Consider the following 22,539-nt stretch of genomic DNA (forward strand, 5'->3'; position numbering starts at 1 on the left):
CACTACGGTTTTTGGTACCGTCATTCTAGGTTCGAGTCCTGGCAGGGAAGCCCGAAAGCAGACTTTCTTACTTGTGTAGCATATATACACGTAAGAAGGTCTGTATTTTTGTTTTAAGGTGCCCGTGGCAGCGTGAGGGGTAAAGATGTGTTCACATAAAATGACCGGCAAACAACGTCGGGAGCAATTAATCGGTATTGGGCGAGAACTTTTTGCAGAACGCGGTTTCGACGGCACAAGCGTAGAAGAAATCGCTGCTCGTGCTGGCATATCCAAACCAATTGTCTATGAACATTTTGGTGGCAAAGAAGGCCTTTACGCGGTAATCGTCGACCGTGAATTATTACATCTAGAAACAATTATCACCGAGTCACTTAGCCAAGGGCGCTCACGCGAACGCATCGAAAAAGCAGCATTAGCATTATTGAGCTACGTGGAAACTGACACAGATGGATTCCAGATCCTAGCGCGCGATATGGGGCTACACGCTGAACGACGATACTCCACCCTCCTGAATGAAGCAGTTGCACAAACATCTTACTTATTAGCCAAATCCTTTGAGCGTTCTGGTCTTAACCCTGACTATGCGCCACTGTATAGCCAAGCATTAGTGGGCATGGTTGCGATGACAGCACAATGGTGGCTTGATGAACGCCTCAACGACGATGCCCCTTCCAAAGAAGACGTAGCAGCACATATCGTGAACTTATGTTGGCGCGGACTATCCGGGCTAGAAGCACAACCTACACTCAGCCTCAATGAACTCAAAACCCCTCAAGCTGATGAGGATGGGACGCAATCGGTTAAATCGAGCTCATAAAACTCGAACAGACTCATAAGCTCAATAGAGAATCTATTAGGTAGATAATCGCGTACAAGGGAGATCTATTTTCGTGTCCACATCACCTGCTATGCTCGCTGGTTTACTTGAAGTGGCAGCAACAGATGCCAAAATACAAGGTTTGCTCAGTCAAACCCACCTTTCCTCACTCCATATCACAGCTATTGATCAAGTACGTCCGTGGGCTTTGGCAGCACTAGCTCAAGAAAATCCCATTCTGGTCCTTACCGCCACTGGACGTGAAGCCCAGGATCTTGCTGCAGAACTAGCAGCAATGGTAGGAGAAAACGTTGCATTATTCCCTGCATGGGAGACACTACCGCATGAACGCCTTAGCCCTGGGGTAGATATCATAGGGCAACGAGCACAGGTACTCGATAAACTACACAACTATCAGATTGTAGTGAGCTCGGCACGAGCCCTAAGCCAACCGGTTCTTAATGACCCCGCTTGCTACCAGGCAGTAGTCATTGAACAAGAGAAAGAATATGACTTTGCCAGCTTAACTGAGCAATTGACCTATGCAGCCTATAAGCACGTTGATCTAGTTGCGAAAAAAGGTGAATTCGCAACGCGAGGCGGCATCATTGATGTCTTTCCCACTACAAGCGATTACCCTCTACGCATTGAGTTCTGGGGTGATGAAGTTACTGACATTCGTGCTTTCTCAGTGGCAGATCAGCGCACTCTTGAAGAAATTACCCCGTGCAAGGTAGAGATTTATCCCGCACGTGCTTTGCTACTTGATGATCATATTGCCCAGCGTGCGGAAGAGTTAGCGCGCACATATTCGTCCAATCCCACACTGGTAGAACTCTTGGACAAGATAGCTGCCAAAATACCTGTGGAAGGCATGGAACCACTGATACCAGCCTTAACAGAGGCTCCTTTGGTTTCGCTCATTGAGCTCATGGCAGCAGAAACACATATCATTGCTGTGCACCCAGAAAAAATCCGTCGACGTATCGAAGATCTTAAAAATACAGACGAGGAGTTTCTCGCAGCAGGATGGGAAGCAGCGGCAATGGGAGCGGATGCCCCACTGGCAGCAGATAACCTTGACTTATCAGCGAGTAGTTATCTGTCCTATGCTGCTTTGACGCATATAGCCGAGCAAGGAAAAAAGAAATGGTGGACGTTTGCGTCGCCTGGAATGTTAGAGGCTGCAGAAGAGCACACACTCCCGCTTGACTTTACTCCGGCACCTGCTCCTCGAGGAGAACTCGCCAAAATCGACGAGATGATGAGTCTATTGCTGGCACACACCACAGCGGGAGGTCGAGCAGCTTTTATTGCTCCCGCACAGGGCGTAATCAAGCGCATGAAGGAGCGATTTGCGCAAAAAGGAATTCCAACCAGAATCGCTCATGCTGGCGAGCAGCCGCGCCCAGGAGAAGTGACCCTTTATCAAGCGCTTAGCCATGCAGGAGTGGTGTTTTCGCGGATTGCTAGTGTTGAGTCTGCGCAGCAAGAGATGCCAGAACAGTCATTGCCTTTGGTTGTTATTACTGAGACAGATGTCACGGGTAATCGAGTGGGGGATATTGCAGGGGCTAAGCGTCGTCCAGCAAAGAAACGCAACCGAGTTGATCCATTAGCATTGCAGACCGGGGATTATGTGGTGCATGAGACACACGGTATTGGGCGTTTTCTCAAAATGACTGAGCGCACTATTAACACCGGCGAGACGAGCTCTCGACGTGAATATATTGTGTTGGAGTATGCGCCTAGTAAACGCGGGCAACCAGCAGATCAACTGTATGTTCCCATGGATTCCTTGGATATGCTCAGTAAATATGTTGGTGGAGAACAGCCCTCACTATCAAAAATGGGTGGTGCAGATTGGAAGAATACCAAGAAAAAAGCTCGTGCTGCAGTACGAGAAATCGCTGGTGAGTTGATTGAGCTTTATGCTAAGCGACAAGCCGCACCAGGGCATTCCTATAGTCAAGATTCGCCGTGGCAACGAGAACTAGAAGATAATTTTCCCTATGTAGAAACCGAAGATCAGATGTTGGCCATTGAGGCGGTGAAAGCCGATATGGAAAAACCTGCACCTATGGATCGAGTGATCGTGGGGGATGTGGGGTATGGCAAGACTGAAGTTGCGGTGCGTGCAGCTTTTAAGGCAGTGCAAGACGCCAAGCAAGTGGCAGTTTTGGTTCCTACTACATTGCTTGCGCAGCAACATTTAGTGACCTTTAGCGAGCGTATGGCGGGTTTTCCTGTGTCAATAAAGGGATTATCGCGGTTTAGCTCTGATAAAGAAGCTAAAGAGATTATTGCTGGGCTTGCCGACGGTAGTGTCGATATTGTCATCGGTACTCATAGGCTATTGCAGGTAGGGGTGCGGTGGAAAGATCTGGGCTTAATCATTGTTGATGAGGAGCAGCGCTTTGGTGTGGAGCATAAAGAGCACATTAAAGCGATGCGTACGCACGTTGATGTGCTGACTATGTCGGCAACCCCCATTCCTCGTACTTTGGAGATGTCTATGGCTGGCATTAGAGAAATGTCTACCATTTTGACCCCTCCTGAGGATCGTCATCCCATTCTTACCTATGTTGGTGCCCAAGAGGATAAACAGATTGCGGCAGCAATTCGACGCGAACTGTTGCGTGATGGTCAAGTATTTTATGTGCACAATAAAGTTGCCGATATTGAGAAAACTGCTCGTTATTTGCGTGAGTTAGTTCCTGAAGCACGCATTGTGATTGCGCATGGGCAAATGAGTGAAGAACTCCTGGAGCAAACAGTCCAAGGGTTCTGGAATCGTGAGTTTGATGTTTTAGTGTGTACGACCATTGTGGAAACTGGTCTTGATATTGCCAATGCTAATACTCTCATCGTAGAGAATGCGCACCATATGGGTCTTTCTCAGTTGCATCAGTTGCGTGGGCGTGTTGGGCGTTCTAGGCAGCGAGGATACGCATATTTTCTCTACCCTAAAGGACATACGCTCAGCGAAACCTCCTATGATCGCTTATCGACGATTGCCCAAAATAATGATTTAGGCGCAGGTATGGCTGTGGCAATGAAAGATCTAGAAATGCGTGGTGCTGGCAATGTTCTTGGCGCACAGCAATCAGGGCATATTGCAGGGGTTGGCTTTGATCTGTATATGCGTCTTGTTGGCGAGGCAGTAGAAGCATATCGTGGCCTATTATCAGGTAAAGCCATTGATGCTACTGATAATGCGCCGAAAGAGATCCGCATTGATCTTCCAGTGGATGCTCATATTCCAGAATCGTATATCGACGCTGAGCGTTTGCGATTGGAGGTATATCGGAAATGTGCTTTTGCCCATCACGAAGATGATATTCGCGGCGTTATTGAGGAAATGACTGACCGCTATGGTCCGCTTGTTCCAGAGGTAAAGCGTCTATTAGAAGTTGCTCGATTACGTCTTTTGGCTAGAAAAGCAGGAATCAGTGATATTGGCGTACAAGGTGGACGGATAAAAATACACTCAGTGGAACTTGCAGATTCTAAACAAGTGCGTCTCAAACGCCTGTATCCTTCGGCTAATTATCGTTCGGTGGCAAAGGTTATCAATATAGCTATTCCTCGGGCAGGCTCCACTATTACTGCACCTCATGTGCGTGATAGTGAGCTAGTGCAGTGGGTGGCTGATTTCTTGTCGACGATGTTTGATATGGAAAAGATTGATGTGAGAAGTGGCGAAAGCCGAGCAGTAACATCTGGTGACCATACTGACGATAGTGTTTTAGCGAAAAGATCTAAGAGGATTATTAGCGCGCGACAGCGTTAAGTGATAGCCCCTGTCAGGGGCACTGTGTGATCTTTCTTTTCACTTTTACTCCTGCAGCTTATTCAATGGTTAGGATAGTACCTATGATTGTTCTGCTTCTTGATCCGCGTTGGCCAACGATGATTCCTTATTCGGTCATTGCACAGTTACGTGGAAAAGTACAGTTCACTACGGAAGTTCCAGTGAAAGTTCGGTGGGATTTCGATGAGTTTTTGCACAAAGATATTTATTATTCTGATTTGGGTACTCTGCTCGTGAGCACTGATGAGTGGGCACCTGAGGTGCGTGCAGCTCTTGCACAAGGGGCCCAGCTTATTGAAGTACCAAGTCGTGCAGATAGTATCGGACAAGCAGTTGCGGCTATGGAAAGAGCCGTCAAAATAGGTGAGTGGGAGCAGGAACAGACCCATGAGTCTCTTATTCCTTTTCTAGAAGAAGAAACTCAAGAAGTCATTGAAGCTATTAGGCATCGCAGCAGTGACCAGCAATTGTGCCAAGAACTTGGTGACATCTTGCTCCAGGTATTATTTCATGCAGAGATTGCGGCTCGTCGAGGTGCGTTTTCTTTTGCTGATGTTGCAGCTAGCTATGTGGAAAAAATGCGTTCACGTGCTCCTTATTTATTTGACGGCACCGATACCCTTGTTCCCGAGTCGGAGCAACACAGGTTATGGGCTGCTGGGAAAGCATCTGAGAAATCTTAATCGGGTAGGTATCAGTACGGGTAGATATTAGGTAAGCGTCAGGGAAAGATAAGGAGCAGTGTGCGTCGCGTAGTTGGGTTTGGAGTAATATCGATTCTTGCTGTCATCGTGGTTATCTCTTTTGTTGGTTGGTCATTGTCTTTTATGAAAGGCGAAGCACCCATCAGGCAATTACAACCAGTCCCAGAAGATGTGCCCCCTGCGCGAGGTAGCGAAGTTCCTGAGATTGACGTTGAAGCACCAGGTCGTACCTCTGATAAATTAGGTTTTTGGGCTGATCCATTAGCTGCTGAGACTTCAATTCCCACTGCCGCTTTGCGTGCTTATGCTAATGCTGAACTTATTGCTGCGCAATCTTGGCCAGAGTGTCATATTAGTTGGAATACTTTGGCAGCAATTGGCTATGTGGAAACTCGACATGGAACCTATTCTGGTGAGTTGTTCAATAATCGCTCTATTGATGAGAATGGCTATGTACTACCACCGATTATTGGCGTGCCGCTCGACGGTTCACCAGGTTTTGCTTCAGTGGCAGACACCGATGGCGGTGAACTAGATGGTGATAGTGAATATGACCGTGCAGTAGGTCCTATGCAATTTATTCCTGAGTCATGGCAACGCTATGGTCGTGATGCCAATGGTGATGGAGTTGCTGATCCTAATCAGATTGATGATGCTGCATTAGGCGCTGCATATTTGTTGTGCGACAATCGTGATTTATCCACTGCTCAAGGATGGGTAAGTGCAGTTCAGTCTTATAATATGTCTGAGGAATACCTGATTAAGGTGCGTAATGCTGCTGCTGCGTATGCTCTAGCGCAACCAGCAACATCATGATGATTGTAGTTATCGCTCGATAGACCACGCTGTGCCATAAGTACGTCTAAAATAGATGAGGGTGCTTTCATGCTGTAGCTTATGCTGTTGTGTGAGAGTGAATATACAAAATTTAAGGAGATAACTTATGGCAGAGATTATGCATATTTTTGCGCGAGAAATCATGGATTCTCGTGGTAACCCAACTGTTGAAGCTGAGGTATTCCTTGACGACGGTTCTCATGGTGTTGCTGGTGTTCCATCAGGTGCGTCGACTGGTGTGCATGAGGCACATGAGTTGCGTGATGGTGGGCAGCGCTATCAGGGGAAAGGCGTATTGGGCGCAGTAGAGAATGTCAATGAGAAAATCGCTGATGAGCTTGCAGGGGTTGAGGCAGATGATCAGCGCGTGATTGACCGTCTCATGATTGAGCTTGATGGCACTGAGAATAAATCAAACCTGGGTGCTAATGCTATTTTGGGTGTCTCGATGGCTGTAGCTAAAGCAGCAGCTGATAGTGCTGCATTGCCACTTTACCGCTATATTGGTGGTCCTAATGCTCATATTTTGCCTGTGCCGATGATGAATATCGTCAATGGTGGTGCTCATGCCGATTCAGGTGTTGATGTGCAGGAGTTTATGATTGCTCCTATTGGTGCTGAGTCTTTTGCGGAAGCATTGCGTATGGGTGCAGAGGTGTACCACAGCTTAAAGTCTGTTATCAAAGCACAGGGACTATCTACTGGTTTGGGTGATGAGGGTGGTTTTGCCCCTTCTGTTGATTCCACAAAAGCAGCCCTTGACCTCATTATGGAGGCAATTAAGAAAGCTGGTTTTGAGCCAGGCAAAGATATTGCCCTTGCTCTCGACGTCGCGTCGTCGGAATTTTACCGCGATGGTAAATATCACTTCGAGGGTGGAGAGCACAGTGCTGAGGAAATGTCGGCAGTATATGCACAACTTATTGAGCAATATCCAATCGTGTCTATCGAAGATCCACTTCAAGAAGATGATTGGGAAGGCTACACCGCCCTTACTGCAGCCATTGGCGACAAAGTACAGATTGTCGGTGATGATTTCTTCGTGACCAATCCTGCGCGTTTACAAGAGGGAATTGATAAAAAAGCTGCCAATGCTTTGCTTGTGAAAGTAAATCAGATTGGTACATTGAGTGAAACTTTTGATGCTGTTGATCTTGCGCATCGCAATGGTTATCGCACAATGATGTCGCACCGCTCTGGTGAAACCGAAGATACCACCATTGCAGATTTAGCAGTGGCTCTTGGTTGCGGTCAGATTAAAACTGGTGCGCCTGCTCGTTCCGAGCGCGTAGCAAAATACAACCAGCTTCTTCGTATTGAACAAGAGCTTGGTGACGCGGCTGTATATGCAGGTCGTTCAGCTTTCCCACGGTTCCAAGGGTAAAACTCTACAGGTAAAGCTGGCGGAATAATGTTATATGGAGCACCACACTGGTGATCCATATAACTAAAACAAACGCAATAACGCCTTGAGAGTTCCTCGATTTTCTTAGTGCGAGGTCTTAGGCGTTGTTGCGTGACATCATGGTGTTAATCAGTAGAATAGAAAATCTATGGCAAGAAATTCACGGCGAGTTGTTCCAGTGGTCAATCGCTCTACCCGCAAAAACAGAGCTAAAGTGGCTTTGCCCAAAGTGAAGCTTTCTGTGCGTGAATTAATCATCCTTGGTGTCGTTTCTATCATTGTTCTTTTCTTAATTTTTAGTCCGCTACGTAATCATCTACAGCAGAAAGCAGAGATTGCGCGCGTAAGTGCTGCTATTGAGCGAAAAGAAGAGCAGAAAAAACAGCTCATCGAGCAGATAGAAAAATATCAGTCTGAGGCTTATATTCGTGAGCAAGCTCGCACCCAACTTGGTGTCATTGCCCCTGGGGAAACTGCTTTTAGGGTTATTGAACCTCCTCAGGCACAGAATCAAGATCAAAAAGTGGGCACAGAACACGCTGATGCAACTCAACCGTGGTACGAGCTGTTATGGGATAGCGTTACCGTTCCAGAAAAACATCAGCCGCAGGAAGAAACTGCCACAGAACCAATGAACTTGCCAATTATGCCTACTGAGACGCCTTGATTCCTAGCCGAATAGAATTAGCGCTGCTACTCATGACACAATGGCAGCTATGAGTGTAAGTCCACATGATTTAGATATTGTCGCGCAGCAATTAGGCAGAACTCCTCGAGGCGTACTCGATATTTCTTATCGGACTCCCGACGGACAACCAGCGGTCGTAAAAACAGCTCCCAAGCTAGACGACGGTACCCCATTCCCAACGCTGTATTACCTCACTGATCCACGTTTAACTGCTGAAGCCTCACGCTTAGAGGTCGCCGGTGTCATGGTATGGATGACCCAGCGTTTGGCGGAAGATACAGATTTGGCAGCTGATTATCGTCGTGCGCATGAGTTTTTTCTTGAAAAACGCAATGCCATAGCAGATTTGGGTACTACTTTCTCTGGGGGAGGAATGCCTGATCGCGTGAAATGCCTCCATGTTCTTATTGCCTATGCACTTGCTGAGGGGCCGGAGCATTTTAGACTCGGTACGGAGGCGGTGGCACTTGCTGCTGATCATGGTCAATTGCGTGGCAGTGCTATTGATGAGCAATGGCCTAGCTGCGCTGAGTTAGGTATTGATCTGGCACAATTTGATTTTAGCCACGCATAGAGCATAGAGGTAGAGAAGATGACGCGATTAGCAGCAGTAGATTGTGGTACTAATTCTATTCGTCTCCTCATCGCTGAGGTTGATGAAAATGGTGTCCATGAGGTGTTTCGGACAATGCGCATTGTGCGTCTTGGGCAAGGGGTGGATGCGAGCGGAAAATTATCCTCAGATGCGCTTGAACGTACTCGTGAAGCATTAAGCGAGTACGTAGAGATCATGAAGCGAGAGAATGTGCAAAAAGTGCGCATGGTAGCAACATCAGCGACACGGGATGCAAGCAATCGCGATGAGTTTTTCGCTATGACCAGACAACTCCTATCTGAAATTGATGATGGTTCCTGTGCAGAAGTAATTAGCGGTGAAGAAGAGGCACAGCTTTCTTTTCAAGGAGCTGTTGCAGATCTTGACGCACAAGATGGGCCGTTTTGTGTCATTGATTTAGGTGGTGGTTCCACTGAGTTTATCGTCGGGACTGCTAGCGGTGATATTCTTGGCGCTTATTCTGCCCAAATGGGTTGTGTGCGTTTGACTGAAAGAATTATGCGTAGTGATCCACCAACTGAGACTGAAGTGGAAATAGCTGCTGAATATGTGCAGGAGCAGTTAGAAAAAGTAGTTGAGGTGGTGCCTATTGCGCAGGCACGTACTTTTGTTGGTTGTGCAGGTACTTTTACTACTTTGAGTGCTATTGCAATGGGCTTAGAAGAATATGATGCGCGAGCTATCCATGATTCACGATTGGGGTTGGACGGATTGCGTGTAATTACTACGCAGCTTATTGCAGAGACTAATACACAGCGTGCGACCCATCCGGTGATTCATCCTGGAAGGGCGGATGTTATTGCTGGTGGGAGCGTGGTTATCAATGGGATCATTGAGCTAATAAAACAGCGTACTCAGGTTTCTCAGATTGTTATCTCGGAAAAAGATATTTTGGACGGTATCATTGCGCAGCTTGCGCATTCAGTTTAGTGAGAAACAAGGTTATGACCTGCTGTTTAGGGTTTGAGGGCGCAATCTACTAAACTAGGTTGCGCGAAAGCCCCCATAGCCCAATCGGCAGAGGCAGTGGACTTAAAATCCATTCAGTGTGAGTTCGAGTCTCACTGGGGGCACCACTACTAGCATAAACGCTGGAAAATAGAGGCATGGGACCTTAAGGGCGTGCCCAAAATATCCAAATAAAAATGATACGACGCTAGGGCATCACCAAGATTAAAACCTCTTATTCTCGTATAGGGGGGTATTAACCCGATATTTGGGGTGATTAAGCAAACTTTTTTGTTCTTAGCGATTGACAAGCGGGGGAGAGTCGGTAAGTTTTTACTTGCGACGGTGCGGATTAGTGCTGTGGGCATAAGTAAAATGCAGGACTTATTTTGTGTGCAAGAAGCACAACGAGGAGCTTGTTAATGATGTCGGAATCGAAACGCGTTACAAAGCGCTTGGTTTATGGTGCAACAGCTAGCGTTCTAGCTTTTTCGGGCTTGACCTTTGCTGCTGGTGTGCCAGCAAAAGCAGCTACGAACCCTCTGACTGGTGCAGTTTTGGCTTGGTATGATGCAGATGGAGATGGTCAGTTCGATAGGGTAAATACTGCGAGCACTGACCATGTACTAGCTTTGCCTGGAGTGAAAGTTGATCTCTACAAAGCTGGTGCTGAAGGGCAAGAACCTGAGAAGATCGACACTGTTACCACAGGTAATGGTGGAGTGTGGTCATACAATGATGATTCCATTGCTGATACTGACACGATTATTGCGTCGGTAACTAATCCTAATCCAGAAATTTATACGGGATTTGACTTTGCATATGCTTGGAATGACGAAAGAGAAATTAATGGTACAACCGAGGCAAAGATCATTAGACCAGCGGCACAATGGGATGGCAGCAATGACAGAATCCTATTGAAAATTGCTGATGAGGAAACTTTCAAGAGCCTAGAATCGCCAGAGAGTCGCAATGTGTCCGCGCCTACTTTCAAGGCAGCTGCTTCTTTCAACGATGAGCAGGATAAATGCATTGAGACAGGACAAAACATTGTCGAGACGATCACATATGAAAATCTCATTCCTAATAAGATCTACAGGATCGACGCGAAATTGGTGAATGAGAAAGACGAGACAGTTCTTGGTACTGCTTCACATCCATTTACTCCTACCGAGTCCTCAGGTACAGCAAATGTAGTAATTCCGGTTGATCCAGACGTAAAGGACATCGAAAAAGCAGTAGTGGTTGCCTCTGTTATTTCCAAGCAGGTGGATAAAGAGGGTGTTTACGCACCACGAGGTGAGCAAGACGCAAATATCATCGCTGATGCTGAGGAGCTAGCTAGTGCCGATCAGGTTCTCACATCGGTGTGCGAGCAACCTGCACCGGTAGCCCAGCAACCTCCTGCTGGATCGGAGAGTGAGACTGAGTCAGCAGAGGATAATTCTGAGTCTGCGACCGCAACAACTACCACCACGACGACCAGACTACCACCACGACGACCAGTGCGGCTAAGGAGGAAGAGTCTGAGTCTGCGACCACGACCACCACACCAGCACCTGAACCTAAGCCTTCTGCTGATAATGAATCAAATGATTCCGATAGTGATAAAGCTGAAAGCGCTGACCAAGCCCATGTTTTGCCAAAGCCTGAGGTTACGGTTACTACCACCACGGTAAAAGAAGAATCTAAAGAAACTGTAAAGGCAGTTGAGTCTCAGGAGCCAAAGGCAGAATCAAAGAAGGAAGCGAAAGCTGCACAAGGCAAAGAGCCTGCTGTTTCAGTGACAACTGTGAAGACCAAGGCTAAAACTAGCGGAACTGAAGCAAAAACCTCTCGTAGTTCCGAGGTAGCTGGAACGAAAGAGCGCAAAAAGATTAAGTCTGTTCCTTCTGGTTCGATAGTTGCAGGTGTGCCAGCATATATTGCCTAAGCTACAAGTAGTGCAATGTGATAATTCGTTTTTCCATATGATGGTGGAACAATAAAATCGAATTCAATTGTCTACATGGATGGCAGATTGTAGTCAAGAACCATATGTACCACAGCGGTGCATATGGTTTCTTTTTGCGGAAATCAAAAATTTTAAGGTTAGCCTTAGTTTATGTTATGCTGGGCAAAATTAGGCATAGCACAAGTATGTACTTCGGCATGGCATCGAGCTCAATAATGGTGAACTGCTGGAGGAAAAGACGGTGGTGAGCGAGCGAATGATAGACACAAAAACAACAGGGGAAAAAACGAAATGCCCTGGTTCGATTAGAGGTGGCGTCGGGAGTATTCTCGTGTGGTGCCACGAAGGTAACGCCACAGTTAATGCTCCTGATCGTGTGTTGCAGATACAAGCAGGTGATTTAGTCATTGCGCCGCAAGGTGCTTTTATTTCTGGGCAAGGTGTTACTTTAGAAATCCCATACCACCATACTTTGCATAATGAGCATGAGATTTGGGCACAAACAACGCATTGCATTTCCCTGGGTGTGCAGTGGTCTGCACGGCTTATCTTCGAGTATTCGTTGAGCCTATTGGGTAGTCACAATATATCTGCTGAGTTCGCTGACTTTTTGCGACAACAGCTACCGATGCCAACGGTATCCGCTCCTGCTATGCCGCATGCAGCAGTTGCCCGTACAGTAGCTGAGGCCTTGGTGAGCAATCCTGCAGAACATACTTCTTTGCTTGAATTTGCACAAAAGCTACAGGTAAGCACTCGTACTGTGCAGCGTCAATTCCAAGCAGATACCGGAATGGTTTTTAGTGAATGGCGGGCTGCGTATCGAGTACATATTGCGGCTAAATTGCTGGCACACGACTTCACTGTTGCGGATGTGTCTGACATGGTGGGTTTTGATGCTACAAGCTCACTCATTCGTGCTTTTCGACGACACACAGGTATGACACCACGCTCTTTTAGTTCGCGTGCGCGAACAACTATGAAAAACTATGACGCCATGCAAGAAAAAACCTTGGCGCATAAAATTCCTGCTTCTACCGTTTTTGCGCGTTGCGACTACGACCAACTCCTATGGATTTATCAAGGAACCGCGACAGTTACCACCAAAGGGTATTGTCGATTCGTAGGTACTGGTGAAACAATTACCGTTCCTGCGGGAACTACCACCAGAGTAGATATCGCAGCAGGTTCTATTGCAATTCCTGTTCCTGGCGTTGTTGCACAAGACATTAGCTCCTTAGCAGAAGCAATAACTGCAATTAAACAAGTAAATTATGATCAGCAACGCGGTTTCCATGCATTAGAAAAAGCTGAGCTCACAGTAGCGCAGCAACAGTTGCAACCGATGTTTCTTTAGTAGTCTGTGTCATGCGCATTGATATTTTTTTTGCAGGTCTTATAGGGATCTATGCGAAAATCGTGATGATTGGGAACTAATTAAGGGCTTGTGCAGTTATTGGTTATGTAATAACTAATAAAACCAGTCATATAACGGGAAGGTATCGCAATGCGTAGTAGCAATCCTGTGTTGAGCTCATTAGAAAAAAGCTCAGCTAAACGTGCTCAAGAGCAAAACTCATTATCGCCTGAGCTACAGCAGGCTCCATATAACCAATTTCCTAGTGCAGATGCTGATCAACGTCCTATGACCGTTGATGATGTTGTTTCTAAAACTGGTATCACTCTAGGAGTTATTATTGCGTTTGCCGCTGCCAATATGGTTCTTGCGCAATTTAACCCAAGTGTTTCTATGATTCTTGCTTTGGTGGGAGCAATTGGTGCTTTTGTTACTGTCCTGGTTTCCAGTTTCTCTAAGAAATATGGTTCTGCGGCAGTTACTCTTATCTACGCTGGTTTTGAGGGGCTCGCACTTGGCGGTTTCTCTCTCATTCTTTCAGGAATGCTTGTTGGCTCTGCAAATGCTGGTGCCCTTATTGGTCAAGCGATCCTTGGCACAATCGGTGTATTCCTTGGAATGCTTTATGTGTATAAAACAGGTGCAGTCAAAGTAACACCAAAATTTAACCGCATTCTTACTGCATGTATGGTTGGTGTGCTTGTTCTGATCCTTGGTAATTTTATTCTTTCTATGCTTGGTATCAGCAATGTATTGCGTGACGGTGGCCCAATTGCCATCATCTTCTCTCTAGTGTGCATTGGACTTGGTGCCATGAGCTTCTTACAAGACTTTGATGTTGCTGATCGTCTTATTCGTCGCGGTGCACCAGCACATATGGCTTGGGGCGTAGCACTTGGTTTGGCAGTGACCCTTGTCTGGCTCTATACCGAGATTCTGCGTTTGCTGAGTTACTTCCAGCAACGCTAACTGCTAGATTTTCTGTGTACCTGCCATAGTGCCAAAAATGTCCTGGATGAGATAATCATCCAGGACATTTTTTATGCTACAGATTATGAACGACGCGGGGTAGCGGCTTTGTTAGAATCATAAGGTTCAGCAGAAACAATTGTTACGCTGATTGTTTTACCACTTGGTGTAGAGTATTCACGGGTTTCACCTTCTTGAGCACCAATGATAGCGGCACCAAGTGGGGATTGCTCAGAATAAGTTTCTAAATCTTTGTTATCAGAAGCAGCAGCACGAGTACCAATCAGGAAAGTCTCTTTATCTGATTTATCGCCGTTGTAATAAACGTGTACCACTGAACCAACGTGTGCTACACCTTCAACAACGCCAGTACGTTCAGTAGTGGAGTTAGCGAGAATCTCAGAGATTTGTTTAATACGAGCCTCTTCTTGATCCTGCATTTCACGAGCGGCATCATAACCCGCATTTTCTTTGAGGTCACCTTCTTCACGGCGCTCATTAATTTCAGCCGCTACCACTGGACGGTGCGCAATCAGGGCATTGAGTTCTTCCTCAAGTTTTGCCTTTGTTTCTGGGGTAATGTACTGCTTTTGGTTATCACTCATTGATGAAAAACCTCTCTGAACTTTATTTTTATCTGGAAATGATTATGTAGCTAACAGCAGCATATCTTAGCACACACTACTGGGCTACAGCAGGATCTCAAAGGGAGCAATGCTACCTAGCGGCTAGGAATATCAAGATAGAATGGGATATTCTCTGAACAACCATAGACTGTAGCTGAAACCGCAGGTTCTGTAGTAGTAATGTCCACATTGACCCGCTCTAGCTTTTTTCCTCCTGCCGGAATCACTACTTCTCTGCGTCCAACCTCAGCCATATCATAATTAAGTGCTTTGACGATGCAATAAGTTGGTTCATTGAGCTTAGTGCGGGTGATATCTGCTCCAAGACGAAAAGTGCGATCATCAATACGCTCTACAGTTCCAGTTTTCCCTTGGACTGTTGCATCTCCACGAGCCTGAAAGAATCGCACAGCGGCAATCACAATGCAGAACACAATGACCACGATCAAAATGGCAAAAATTTTCCCAGAAAAATTTGAGTGCTTATCTGCAGCGTGGCTATATCGTTGCCTGGTTGTCGCACGAACTTGAGGAGAAGTCATGCCACTTATTATAGGCACTAAAAACACAAGATGAACAAAGGGGTATAGAATACGTCGCAAAGCATTTTCTATAGCAGAAGGCGAGGCCGGTAGTAGTGAAGCGGAGACTTTTGGCGATTCATGCCCATCCAGACGATGAGTCGAGTAAAGGTGCTGCCACAATGGCGCGTTATAGTGCAGAGGGACACCGCGTTAAAGTTATTACGTGTACTGGGGGAGAACGTGGAGATATCCTCAATCCAGCAATGGACACAGTCGAGAATGCACACAATATCGCTGCTATTCGACGTCAAGAAATGGAAAAAGCTGCTGCCGCCTTAGGGGTAGAGCATATGTGGCTTGGGTATGTTGATTCTGGCTTGCCAGAAGGACAGCCGCTACCTGAATTACCTTCTGGTTGCTTTGCCTTGGCAGATACAGCAGAGATTGTAGAAAAACTGGTGCGTGAGATTCGATTATTTCGTCCGCACGTCATTATCACCTATGACGAAAATGGTGGGTATCCGCATCCAGATCATCTTAAAGTGCATGAGGTATCGCTGCTGGCATGGGAAAAAGCAGGTGATCCCCATTATCTACCTGAATGTGAACCGTGGACACCACTCAAGTTGTACTATACGCATGGCTTTATTCGCGAAAGAATTGAATTATTACATACGTCTTTGGTCAATGATGGCGCGCAGTCGCCTTTTGCAGAAATTTTAGCTCAGTGGCCACAAGATGGGGCAGATATTATGGCTAGGGTAACTACCCGTGTAGCGGCAGCAGCTTTTTTTGACAAACGCGATGCAGCACTATTAGCACATGCTACTCAAATTGATCCAGAGGGAATGTTTTTGGCAGTACCTACTGATAAACAGCGATTATTGTGGCCAACTGAGGAGTTTGAGCTTGCGCGTACCCGTGTTCCAGTAACTATGCCGGAAAATGATTTATTCCACGGGCTTGTGGATACCACTGAGTAGGTTAATGTGGCAGATACGCATACAATGTAACTGGATAACTTGAGTAACCTAACAGAACAAGAAAATGAGGAAGAACAATGACAACGGCTATTGCTGATGTATCCGCAGTGGTTTTTTGGGCACAACAAGGACCAGGGCCAGAAGGATCTGAGTTTGGTAAAGCCTCGCCCATTGGTTGGCTTGTGCTCATTGTCTTGGTTTGTTTAGTGCTCTATATTGGTTGGGCTTTTCATCGTCGGTATAGCCGAATGAACCGACGTCGCCTATTTGCAGAAGAACATGGCATTAACTTGTTTGATGAGCAGGAATTAGATAAGGCAATGGCTGAGGCAGGAGTATTGGATCAGCGTAAGAAACATTGGTTCTAACAGGGCATTTGCAATAAGAGGAAAGGGGAATCGTGAATATCGACAGCGTAGCAACGGTAGTTGAGAAAACCTCAATGCGCTTGCGCAATGCAATGCTAGAGACAGTGTACCCTTTCTATGAGCGTCGCCTGCTCAAAGAATTAGCTGATGCGGCTCAGCCTAAGCACGTTGCAGTAATGTGCGATGGGAATCGTCGTTGGGCAAAAGAAGCGGGCTTTAGCGACGTAACGCATGGTCACAGAGTTGGCGCACGTAAAATTGGCGAGTTAGTGCGTTGGTGTCAGTCAACCACAGTTGAGCTGGTCACGATATATCTGCTATCCACTGAAAATCTTTCCCGTAGCGACGTAGAATTGCAGCTCTTATTTGATATCATTGCGGATGTTGTGGATGAACTCGCTGCCTTAGAAACAAAATGCAGGGTGCGTTTGGTAGGGCACTTGGATCTATTGCCGGATCAATTTCGTCAGAGGGTAGAGCGCGCTGCGCAAGCTACCGACAAGCACCAGGGAATTACAGTCAATGTTGCTGTTGGTTACGGGGGGCGCCAAGAGATTGTTGATGCAGTAAGGACACTAATCAATACTGAAATTGCAGCCCAAACCCAGCCTGAACAACTCGCAAACGCAATTTCCGTGGATTCAATCTCGGCGCATCTTTATACTTCTGGGCAACCAGACCCAGATCTTGTGATCCGTACCAGTGGCGAGCAGCGCTTATCGGGATTTTTATTATGGCAGTCAGCCTATTCTGAAATATGGTTCACCGATACGTATTGGCCAGCTTTTCGACGTATAGACTTTTTGCGCGCTCTGCGTGATTATTCTAAACGTAGCCGTCGGTTTGGTAAGTGATCGGCTCTTATCTGTTATCGGTCGATTAGATTTTGCGCATTCTTACGCGTTTAATGCTGTGGTCTGTTCCTTTGCTGAGCACTAAAGAAGCCCGTACTCGGGTAGGCAAAATGTTTTCTACGAGGTTAGGCAAATTAATCGTTTGCCATATATTGCGAGCCTCAGCTATTGCTTGCTCATCTGACATATCTGCATAATGCGAAAAATGCGCGTCTGGTTGTCGAAAGGCGGAATGGCGTAGTTGAAGAAAACGCTCAATATACCAGCGTTCGATGTCGTGAGTTTTAGCATCGACGTACACAGAAAAATCGAAAAGATCACTGATTGTGAGAGTTGGTCCGGTTTGGAGTACATTAAGCCCTTCAACAATCAAAATGTCGGGACGATCGACGTCGATAGTTTCATCGGGAATGCGGTCATAGCGAGTATGTGAATATACAGGTGCTTGGACGTGTGCTTTGCCTGATTTTACGTCAGTAACAAAACGAAGGAGAGCACGTTGATCATAGCTTTCTGGATAACCTTTGCGCTCCATAATTCCACGCTTATCTAGTTCAGCAGCGGGGAAAAGAAACCCGTCGGTAGTGACAAGGTCAACCCGTGGATGAGAATCCCAGCGTTGCAAGAGCACTTGCAATAAACGTGCAGTGGTGGATTTTCCTACAGCAACTGAGCCTGCAACACCGATGACAAACGGCACATGACTAAAGCGATCACCCAAGAATGTTTCAGTAGCCGCAGTAAGTTCTTGGCGTGCTTGCACCTGAAGATGAATAAGACGCGAAAGTGGTAGGTAAACCTCTGTTACTTCGGTGAGGTCAACATTTTCACCGACACCACGTAGTGCCACCACTTCTTCTTCGGTAAGAACTTGAGGCATAGACTTTCGGAGATGACGCCAGCTTTCTCGATCAAAGTCGAGATAAGGACTGGAATCTTTTGGGCGAGCCATAGACCCTATTGTGTAGTGTGGCTAGCACAATATCAAGTAAGATAGGGGAAAGAATATAGTTCTTGAGCAAAAGTCCCAGATAGATTGGGAAAATAACTGGTTTTACCAACCATAATGAAAGGCACTGAGGTTAATGACTAACGATATTCGCTATCAGTCGCTTGCAGAGTTCGACCCAGAAGTTGCAGCAGCTATTTCCGGTGAGCTTGATCGCCAGCGCTCTACCCTAGAAATGATTGCTTCGGAAAACTTTGTGCCGCGTGCAGTGCTCCAAGCACAAGGATCTGTCTTTACTAATAAGTATGCAGAAGGTTATCCAGGTCGTCGGTATTATGGGGGCTGCGAACACGCGGATATTGTTGAAGATCTTGCACGTCAGCGCGCAAAAGAGCTCTTTGGTGCTGAGTTTGCTAACGTGCAGCCACACGCAGGTGCACAAGCAAATGCAGCAGTATTGATGGCATTGGCAAATCCTGGCGATAAAATTCTTGGTCTATCTTTAGCGCATGGTGGGCATCTTACACACGGAATGCACTTGAACTTTTCTGGAAAACTGTATCAAGCCTGTGCCTATGAAGTTGATCCAGAAACATTCCGAATCGACATGGATAAAATCCGCCAGCAAGCGCTGAAAGAGAAACCTGCGGTCATTATTGCCGGTTGGTCTGCTTATCCACGCCAGCAAGATTTTGCTGCATTCCGTGCGATTGCTGATGAAGTAGGTGCAAAACTCTGGGTTGATATGGCACACTTTGCAGGTCTTGTAGCTGCTGGATTACATCCTTCGCCTGTTCCTTATGCAGATGTAGTTTCGACTACTGTGCACAAGACTCTAGGCGGACCACGCTCCGGTATGATTCTGGCTAAACAAGAGTGGGCAAAGAAACTCAACTCGGCAGTATTTCCTGGTCAGCAGGGCGGACCATTGATGCACGCTGTCGCAGCTAAAGCAGTGGCGATGAAAGCAGCAGCCACAGATGAGTTCAAGGATCGTCAAGCTCGTACAATTGAGGGCGCGCAGATTCTAGCGGATCGTTTAATTGCCTCCGACGCTCAGGCAGCAGGTATTGACGTACTTACTGGTGGTACTGATGTGCACTTGGTTTTGGTTGATCTGCGCAATTCTCAGATGGATGGTCAACAAGCAGAAGATTTATTGCACAAAGTTGGTATCACGGTAAATCGTAACGCTGTTCCGTTTGATCCACGCCCACCAATGGTTACCTCTGGGTTGCGTATCGGAACTCCTGCTTTGGCAACTCGTGGCTTTGACTCAGCTGCGTTTAGTGAGGTAGCGGACATCATTGCTCAAGCTCTTGTAGCTGGTGACGGTGCAGATATACCAGCATTGCGCGCCAGGGTACAAAAACTGGTAGAGCAGTATCCACTCTATGAAGGCTTAGAAGACTGGAAACTACTCTAGAGATAAAACTTCCCCTACAGGTATGCTCTGCAGGGGAAGAATTTTTTGCGTACGGAACCGTACTGAGAATGCACTAAGTCACTAAGTCCTGAGGACGCGGATACGTTATTTTACTCAGACTTCTTCTGTTTTTCTTCACGCGATTGTGCAAGTTCGGTACGTGCTTCGCGTAACCACTGTGGCTGATCTGCAAGTAACGCCTTGATCTGCGCTGTAGTAAGTGGTTTATCCATATCATTGCGTTTGAGCGCTGCAATAGTAATACCAAGTTTTTGCGCCACAATGGGGCGAGGATGTGGTCCTTCTTTGCGCAATTGCTGAAGCCACTGAGGTGGTTCTTTAAGCAGTAGAGCCAGTTCTTGATGGGTAATTGCCCCAGACTGAAATTCTTGTGGCGTTGCTGGTAAGTAAATACCTAATTTTTTCGCAGCAGTTTGAGGGCGCATAGCAGTGCCCGATGGCTGTAATCCAGATTCTTCATTCACACTTATAACGGTAGCATTAGTTTTATGTTGACTTTAAGTTTCGTTACCGGTACCGAACCAGAAAAATGGTTCCATCGTTTCAACGAGCGTACCAAAGATGAGACACTCCATACTTTTTCCAGTGATGATCCTCTGGAATCATTATTAGCAGCCCAGGATCAGCTGGGCTTAGCCAAAGACCAAGATATTCCTAGTGCTGATCTGGCTCTAGTGCGTTTGCCTGACGCTCGGCTAGATGAGTTAGGCGATCACGTGCATATTGTGCAACTTTATGCAGAACAACCAGGAATTGCTTTTTCTAAAGAGCATACGTTGAGTCTTTATGAGACAGTTTCCCAAGAAGAACTAGCAGGGGAAATCATCAATTACCGCTGGTTATCTGGGCAGAAGCTGGATATAGCGCAAATAAGAACTGGGTTGAGTGTGGCCGCCGCAAATGTTGGTGTGGTACTTGCACCTCGTCCCATTCTGAAAGTGCTAGCGAAAAAAGAAGTAGTACATCGGGGGTTCATTGGGGATAGTCCAGAAAGTAGCATCGCTTTAGTGTGGTATAAAGACCGCGATTGCGCTGCGATTCAAGATTTTGTGGGGATAGCTAAGGGCAGGACCGCCAATTCTTCCAGGCAGGCTCTGCCAAAGCGTTCGGCAAGGCAAAAGACACTTGATAAACAAAAGCGCAAAGCGCAACAGTCGACTCCACGGTTTGCGAAGGCTAAAAATAGTCAGATTGGACGTCGAAAGAAAAAGCGCAGGTAATGGTGTTTTCGCTATGGGAAAGGACACGATTAGGTAACTATCTCATGTCTAAACCTTAACGATTTTGCTGATTATTTGCGTCCTGCTGATAAACCAGGCAAGGTGGAAAGCGGTGTAGAAATACTCCGTTTACTTTTAATTAATTATTTACTTATGAAAGGTAAGAAAATGTCTAACCGTCTAGTTCGTGGTCTTGTCGCAGGTGTTGCTGGTTTGACTCTTAGTGCAGGTCTTGTTGCTTGCTCTGGTGAGGATGCACAAAAGGCAAAAGACGCTGCAGTGAGCGTAAAGAATGAAGCAGGCGATTCTGCGGATAATGCTTTGGATAAAGCGAAAGAAGCTGGTTCTAACGCTGTATCTGAGGTAAAAGAAGCTGGCGCAAAAGCAACTGAGGCTGCTGGTTCTGCAGTAGATTCAGCCAAGGAAGCTATGGAAACTAAAGAAGTAAAGCTTTCCGACGGCAGCACTGTTGAGGTTCCAGATGCTCTAGCAGATGCAGCTCATGAGGCTGATGAAGCTGTTGCTTATGAAGAAGGCGAAGATGGCACCTACAGCATTGAGCTTTCCGACGGTACCTTCGCTGTGTACAACGCAGAAGGTAAAGTTGTTCCAGTTATTGGTAAAATTGCCGAAACTTGGAAGGCTGAAGGTGGCTTGAAGTCTTCTGTTGGTGCTCCATTGGCTGCTGAAGAAACTGTGGAAAATGGTTGGAACCAGAAATTTGCTCATGGTTCTATCGACTGGGTTGATGAGGGCAATGGCTTTGGTCCAAAGATCAACAACAGCTAAGTAACTCAGTAAAATCTAAGACTCTCTTATCATTTGCGTGATAGAGAGTCTTTTTGTTGGCAAAAGCGCAGATAAAAAGTGTATTGAAAGTTTGCACCAATACGAAAGTTTAGGAATAATCTAAAAACATGACAGCAAAAGACTTCGTGATTCGCCCTATGCGACGCTCTGATTTTAGTCAGGTACAGGAAATATACTTGATGGGCTTAGCGACAGGTCATGCTACCTTCGAGACAGAGGCGCCTACCTGGGAAGAGTTTTCGCAAAAGAAGATCACTGAAACCATGTTGGTTGCAGTGGAAAAGCAGGATGACACAAAAGTTTTAGGCTGGGTTACTGCAGCACCTATTTCTGCGCGGAGTGTGTTTGATGATGTTGTAGAGGATTCAATCTATATACATCAAGATGCACGCGGTCGAGGTGTGGCTGGTGCGCTCATTGATAGTCTTGCTCAAGTGTGTCAAGATTTGGGTAAGAGTGCTATCCATTCGTGGATTTTCCCGGAAAACACAGGTTCGATCAAGCTGCATGAATCTCGTGGCTTTAAGAAAGTAGCGTCTTTTACTCGGTTGGCAAAGATGACCTATGGAGAAATGGCGGGTCAATGGCGCGGTACAGATATTTATGAAAAATTATTGCCTGTAGAAGAGTAGTAAAAAGCTGGTAT

Annotated in this window: 23 protein-coding genes and 1 tRNA gene; 20 read left to right on the top strand and 4 right to left on the bottom strand. The window is 46.4% G+C overall.

Features of this window, described 5'->3' with window-relative positions; all coding sequences use genetic code 11:
- Nucleotides 1-145 precede the first annotated feature (145 nt).
- From FQV43_RS03160 to FQV43_RS03220, 13 genes are all read left to right on the top strand, one after another.
- Complete coding sequence (locus FQV43_RS03160; protein ID WP_146338836.1) at nucleotides 146-820, top strand: TetR/AcrR family transcriptional regulator; 675 nt, start codon at nucleotides 146-148, stop codon at nucleotides 818-820.
- Between the two features lie 91 nt (nucleotides 821-911).
- Entirely contained in the window at nucleotides 912-4,613 is a 3,702-nt protein-coding gene (mfd, locus tag FQV43_RS03165) for a transcription-repair coupling factor (protein ID WP_146340376.1), read from the top strand.
- A gap of 83 nt (nucleotides 4,614-4,696) precedes the next feature.
- Nucleotides 4,697-5,317, top strand: coding sequence for a MazG nucleotide pyrophosphohydrolase domain-containing protein (locus tag FQV43_RS03170; protein WP_144274381.1), 621 nt, complete (start codon nucleotides 4,697-4,699; stop codon nucleotides 5,315-5,317).
- A 144-nt stretch (nucleotides 5,318-5,461) separates the two neighbouring features.
- Nucleotides 5,462-6,154 (top strand): lytic transglycosylase domain-containing protein, encoded by a 693-nt coding sequence (locus FQV43_RS03175; RefSeq protein ID WP_144274954.1) that lies wholly within the window; start codon nucleotides 5,462-5,464, stop codon nucleotides 6,152-6,154.
- Between the two features lie 127 nt (nucleotides 6,155-6,281).
- Nucleotides 6,282-7,559, top strand: coding sequence for a phosphopyruvate hydratase (gene eno / locus FQV43_RS03180; protein WP_144274383.1), 1,278 nt, complete (start codon nucleotides 6,282-6,284; stop codon nucleotides 7,557-7,559).
- Between the two features lie 169 nt (nucleotides 7,560-7,728).
- Complete coding sequence (locus FQV43_RS03185) at nucleotides 7,729-8,247, top strand: septum formation initiator family protein (RefSeq protein ID WP_144274385.1); 519 nt, start codon at nucleotides 7,729-7,731, stop codon at nucleotides 8,245-8,247.
- Between the two features lie 49 nt (nucleotides 8,248-8,296).
- Nucleotides 8,297-8,842 (top strand): DUF501 domain-containing protein, encoded by a 546-nt coding sequence (locus tag FQV43_RS03190; RefSeq protein ID WP_144274387.1) that lies wholly within the window; start codon nucleotides 8,297-8,299, stop codon nucleotides 8,840-8,842.
- An 18-nt stretch (nucleotides 8,843-8,860) separates the two neighbouring features.
- Complete coding sequence (locus FQV43_RS03195) at nucleotides 8,861-9,814, top strand: Ppx/GppA phosphatase family protein (RefSeq protein WP_146338838.1); 954 nt, start codon at nucleotides 8,861-8,863, stop codon at nucleotides 9,812-9,814.
- 69 nt (nucleotides 9,815-9,883) lie between these two features.
- A tRNA-Leu gene (locus FQV43_RS03200) sits at nucleotides 9,884-9,960 on the top strand.
- Between the two features lie 294 nt (nucleotides 9,961-10,254).
- On the top strand, nucleotides 10,255-11,511 hold the full coding sequence (locus FQV43_RS03205) for a VaFE repeat-containing surface-anchored protein (protein ID WP_146338840.1): 1,257 nt from the start codon (nucleotides 10,255-10,257) through the stop codon (nucleotides 11,509-11,511).
- The gene (locus FQV43_RS03210; RefSeq protein WP_146338842.1) at nucleotides 11,472-11,765 is read left to right on the top strand and encodes a hypothetical protein; all 294 of its coding nucleotides are present in this window, start codon (nucleotides 11,472-11,474) and stop codon (nucleotides 11,763-11,765) included. The genes FQV43_RS03205 and FQV43_RS03210 overlap by 40 nt, the downstream gene beginning before the upstream one ends.
- A 265-nt stretch (nucleotides 11,766-12,030) precedes the next feature.
- Nucleotides 12,031-13,143 (top strand): helix-turn-helix transcriptional regulator, encoded by a 1,113-nt coding sequence (locus FQV43_RS03215; RefSeq protein WP_246846949.1) that lies wholly within the window; start codon nucleotides 12,031-12,033, stop codon nucleotides 13,141-13,143.
- 150 nt (nucleotides 13,144-13,293) lie between these two features.
- Entirely contained in the window at nucleotides 13,294-14,112 is an 819-nt protein-coding gene (locus tag FQV43_RS03220) for a Bax inhibitor-1/YccA family protein (protein ID WP_144274395.1), read from the top strand.
- 83 nt (nucleotides 14,113-14,195) lie between these two features.
- Here the strand turns inward: FQV43_RS03220 and greA are convergent, their stop codons facing one another.
- Nucleotides 14,196-14,717 carry a transcription elongation factor GreA gene (greA, locus tag FQV43_RS03225; protein WP_144274397.1) on the bottom strand — a complete coding sequence of 174 codons (522 nt, stop codon included), beginning with the start codon at nucleotides 14,715-14,717 and terminating at the stop codon, nucleotides 14,196-14,198.
- Between the two features lie 116 nt (nucleotides 14,718-14,833).
- Nucleotides 14,834-15,280 (bottom strand): DUF4307 domain-containing protein, encoded by a 447-nt coding sequence (locus FQV43_RS03230; RefSeq protein ID WP_246846950.1) that lies wholly within the window; start codon nucleotides 15,278-15,280, stop codon nucleotides 14,834-14,836.
- Nucleotides 15,281-15,375: 95 nt separating this feature from the next.
- On the opposite strand from FQV43_RS03230, the gene mca reads away from it, so the two are divergent.
- The 3 genes from mca (at nucleotide 15,376) to FQV43_RS03245 (ending at nucleotide 17,467) form a co-directional block, all read left to right on the top strand.
- On the top strand, nucleotides 15,376-16,245 hold the full coding sequence (gene mca / locus FQV43_RS03235) for a mycothiol conjugate amidase Mca (RefSeq protein ID WP_146338844.1): 870 nt from the start codon (nucleotides 15,376-15,378) through the stop codon (nucleotides 16,243-16,245).
- 77 nt (nucleotides 16,246-16,322) lie between these two features.
- Complete coding sequence (locus tag FQV43_RS03240; RefSeq protein ID WP_144274403.1) at nucleotides 16,323-16,613, top strand: hypothetical protein; 291 nt, start codon at nucleotides 16,323-16,325, stop codon at nucleotides 16,611-16,613.
- A gap of 74 nt (nucleotides 16,614-16,687) precedes the next feature.
- Nucleotides 16,688-17,467 (top strand): isoprenyl transferase, encoded by a 780-nt coding sequence (locus FQV43_RS03245; protein ID WP_144274956.1) that lies wholly within the window; start codon nucleotides 16,688-16,690, stop codon nucleotides 17,465-17,467.
- A 25-nt stretch (nucleotides 17,468-17,492) separates the two neighbouring features.
- Here FQV43_RS03245 and coaA read toward each other — a convergent pair whose 3' ends face one another.
- Nucleotides 17,493-18,419, bottom strand: a complete 927-nt coding sequence (gene coaA, locus FQV43_RS03250) for a type I pantothenate kinase (RefSeq protein ID WP_144274405.1) — start codon at nucleotides 18,417-18,419, stop codon at nucleotides 17,493-17,495.
- 133 nt (nucleotides 18,420-18,552) lie between these two features.
- Here coaA and glyA point away from each other — a divergent pair, with 133 nt between their 5' ends.
- The gene (gene glyA, locus FQV43_RS03255; protein ID WP_146338846.1) at nucleotides 18,553-19,842 is read left to right on the top strand and encodes a serine hydroxymethyltransferase; all 1,290 of its coding nucleotides are present in this window, start codon (nucleotides 18,553-18,555) and stop codon (nucleotides 19,840-19,842) included.
- A 110-nt stretch (nucleotides 19,843-19,952) separates the two neighbouring features.
- Here glyA and FQV43_RS03260 read toward each other — a convergent pair whose 3' ends face one another.
- Complete coding sequence (locus FQV43_RS03260; protein WP_144274409.1) at nucleotides 19,953-20,333, bottom strand: DUF5997 family protein; 381 nt, start codon at nucleotides 20,331-20,333, stop codon at nucleotides 19,953-19,955.
- Between the two features lie 18 nt (nucleotides 20,334-20,351).
- Between FQV43_RS03260 and FQV43_RS03265 the strand changes: the two genes are divergently transcribed.
- From FQV43_RS03265 to FQV43_RS03275, 3 genes are all read left to right on the top strand, one after another.
- Entirely contained in the window at nucleotides 20,352-21,083 is a 732-nt protein-coding gene (locus FQV43_RS03265; protein ID WP_144274411.1) for a LysR family transcriptional regulator substrate-binding protein, read from the top strand.
- A 168-nt stretch (nucleotides 21,084-21,251) separates the two neighbouring features.
- Nucleotides 21,252-21,872, top strand: coding sequence for a hypothetical protein (locus FQV43_RS03270; RefSeq protein WP_146338848.1), 621 nt, complete (start codon nucleotides 21,252-21,254; stop codon nucleotides 21,870-21,872).
- A 128-nt stretch (nucleotides 21,873-22,000) separates the two neighbouring features.
- Nucleotides 22,001-22,525 carry a GNAT family N-acetyltransferase gene (locus FQV43_RS03275; RefSeq protein WP_144274415.1) on the top strand — a complete coding sequence of 175 codons (525 nt, stop codon included), beginning with the start codon at nucleotides 22,001-22,003 and terminating at the stop codon, nucleotides 22,523-22,525.
- Nucleotides 22,526-22,539: the final 14 nt, after the last annotated feature.

The organism is Corynebacterium sp. sy039 (genome assembly GCF_007904105.1).
GTDB lineage: Bacteria > Actinomycetota > Actinomycetes > Mycobacteriales > Mycobacteriaceae > Corynebacterium.

Excerpts from the sequence above, each read along its gene's own strand:
- FQV43_RS03160 (WP_146338836.1), top strand. The coding sequence starts at position 146 with ATGTGTTCACATAAAATGACCGGCAAACAACGTCGGGAGCAATTAATC.
- mfd (WP_146340376.1), top strand. The coding sequence starts at position 912 with ATGCTCGCTGGTTTACTTGAAGTGGCAGCAACAGATGCCAAAATACAA.
- FQV43_RS03170 (WP_144274381.1), top strand. The coding sequence starts at position 4,697 with ATGATTGTTCTGCTTCTTGATCCGCGTTGGCCAACGATGATTCCTTAT.
- FQV43_RS03175 (WP_144274954.1), top strand. The coding sequence starts at position 5,462 with ATGAAAGGCGAAGCACCCATCAGGCAATTACAACCAGTCCCAGAAGAT.
- eno (WP_144274383.1), top strand. The coding sequence starts at position 6,282 with ATGGCAGAGATTATGCATATTTTTGCGCGAGAAATCATGGATTCTCGT.
- FQV43_RS03185 (WP_144274385.1), top strand. The coding sequence starts at position 7,729 with ATGGCAAGAAATTCACGGCGAGTTGTTCCAGTGGTCAATCGCTCTACC.
- FQV43_RS03190 (WP_144274387.1), top strand. The coding sequence starts at position 8,297 with ATGAGTGTAAGTCCACATGATTTAGATATTGTCGCGCAGCAATTAGGC.
- FQV43_RS03195 (WP_146338838.1), top strand. The coding sequence starts at position 8,861 with ATGACGCGATTAGCAGCAGTAGATTGTGGTACTAATTCTATTCGTCTC.
- FQV43_RS03205 (WP_146338840.1), top strand. The coding sequence starts at position 10,255 with ATGATGTCGGAATCGAAACGCGTTACAAAGCGCTTGGTTTATGGTGCA.
- FQV43_RS03220 (WP_144274395.1), top strand. The coding sequence starts at position 13,294 with ATGCGTAGTAGCAATCCTGTGTTGAGCTCATTAGAAAAAAGCTCAGCT.
- greA (WP_144274397.1), bottom strand. The coding sequence starts at position 14,717 with ATGAGTGATAACCAAAAGCAGTACATTACCCCAGAAACAAAGGCAAAA.
- FQV43_RS03230 (WP_246846950.1), bottom strand. The coding sequence starts at position 15,280 with ATGACTTCTCCTCAAGTTCGTGCGACAACCAGGCAACGATATAGCCAC.
- FQV43_RS03240 (WP_144274403.1), top strand. The coding sequence starts at position 16,323 with ATGACAACGGCTATTGCTGATGTATCCGCAGTGGTTTTTTGGGCACAA.
- FQV43_RS03245 (WP_144274956.1), top strand. The coding sequence starts at position 16,688 with ATGCGCTTGCGCAATGCAATGCTAGAGACAGTGTACCCTTTCTATGAG.
- coaA (WP_144274405.1), bottom strand. The coding sequence starts at position 18,419 with ATGGCTCGCCCAAAAGATTCCAGTCCTTATCTCGACTTTGATCGAGAA.
- glyA (WP_146338846.1), top strand. The coding sequence starts at position 18,553 with ATGACTAACGATATTCGCTATCAGTCGCTTGCAGAGTTCGACCCAGAA.
- FQV43_RS03265 (WP_144274411.1), top strand. The coding sequence starts at position 20,352 with ATGTTGACTTTAAGTTTCGTTACCGGTACCGAACCAGAAAAATGGTTC.
- FQV43_RS03270 (WP_146338848.1), top strand. The coding sequence starts at position 21,252 with ATGTCTAACCGTCTAGTTCGTGGTCTTGTCGCAGGTGTTGCTGGTTTG.
- FQV43_RS03275 (WP_144274415.1), top strand. The coding sequence starts at position 22,001 with ATGACAGCAAAAGACTTCGTGATTCGCCCTATGCGACGCTCTGATTTT.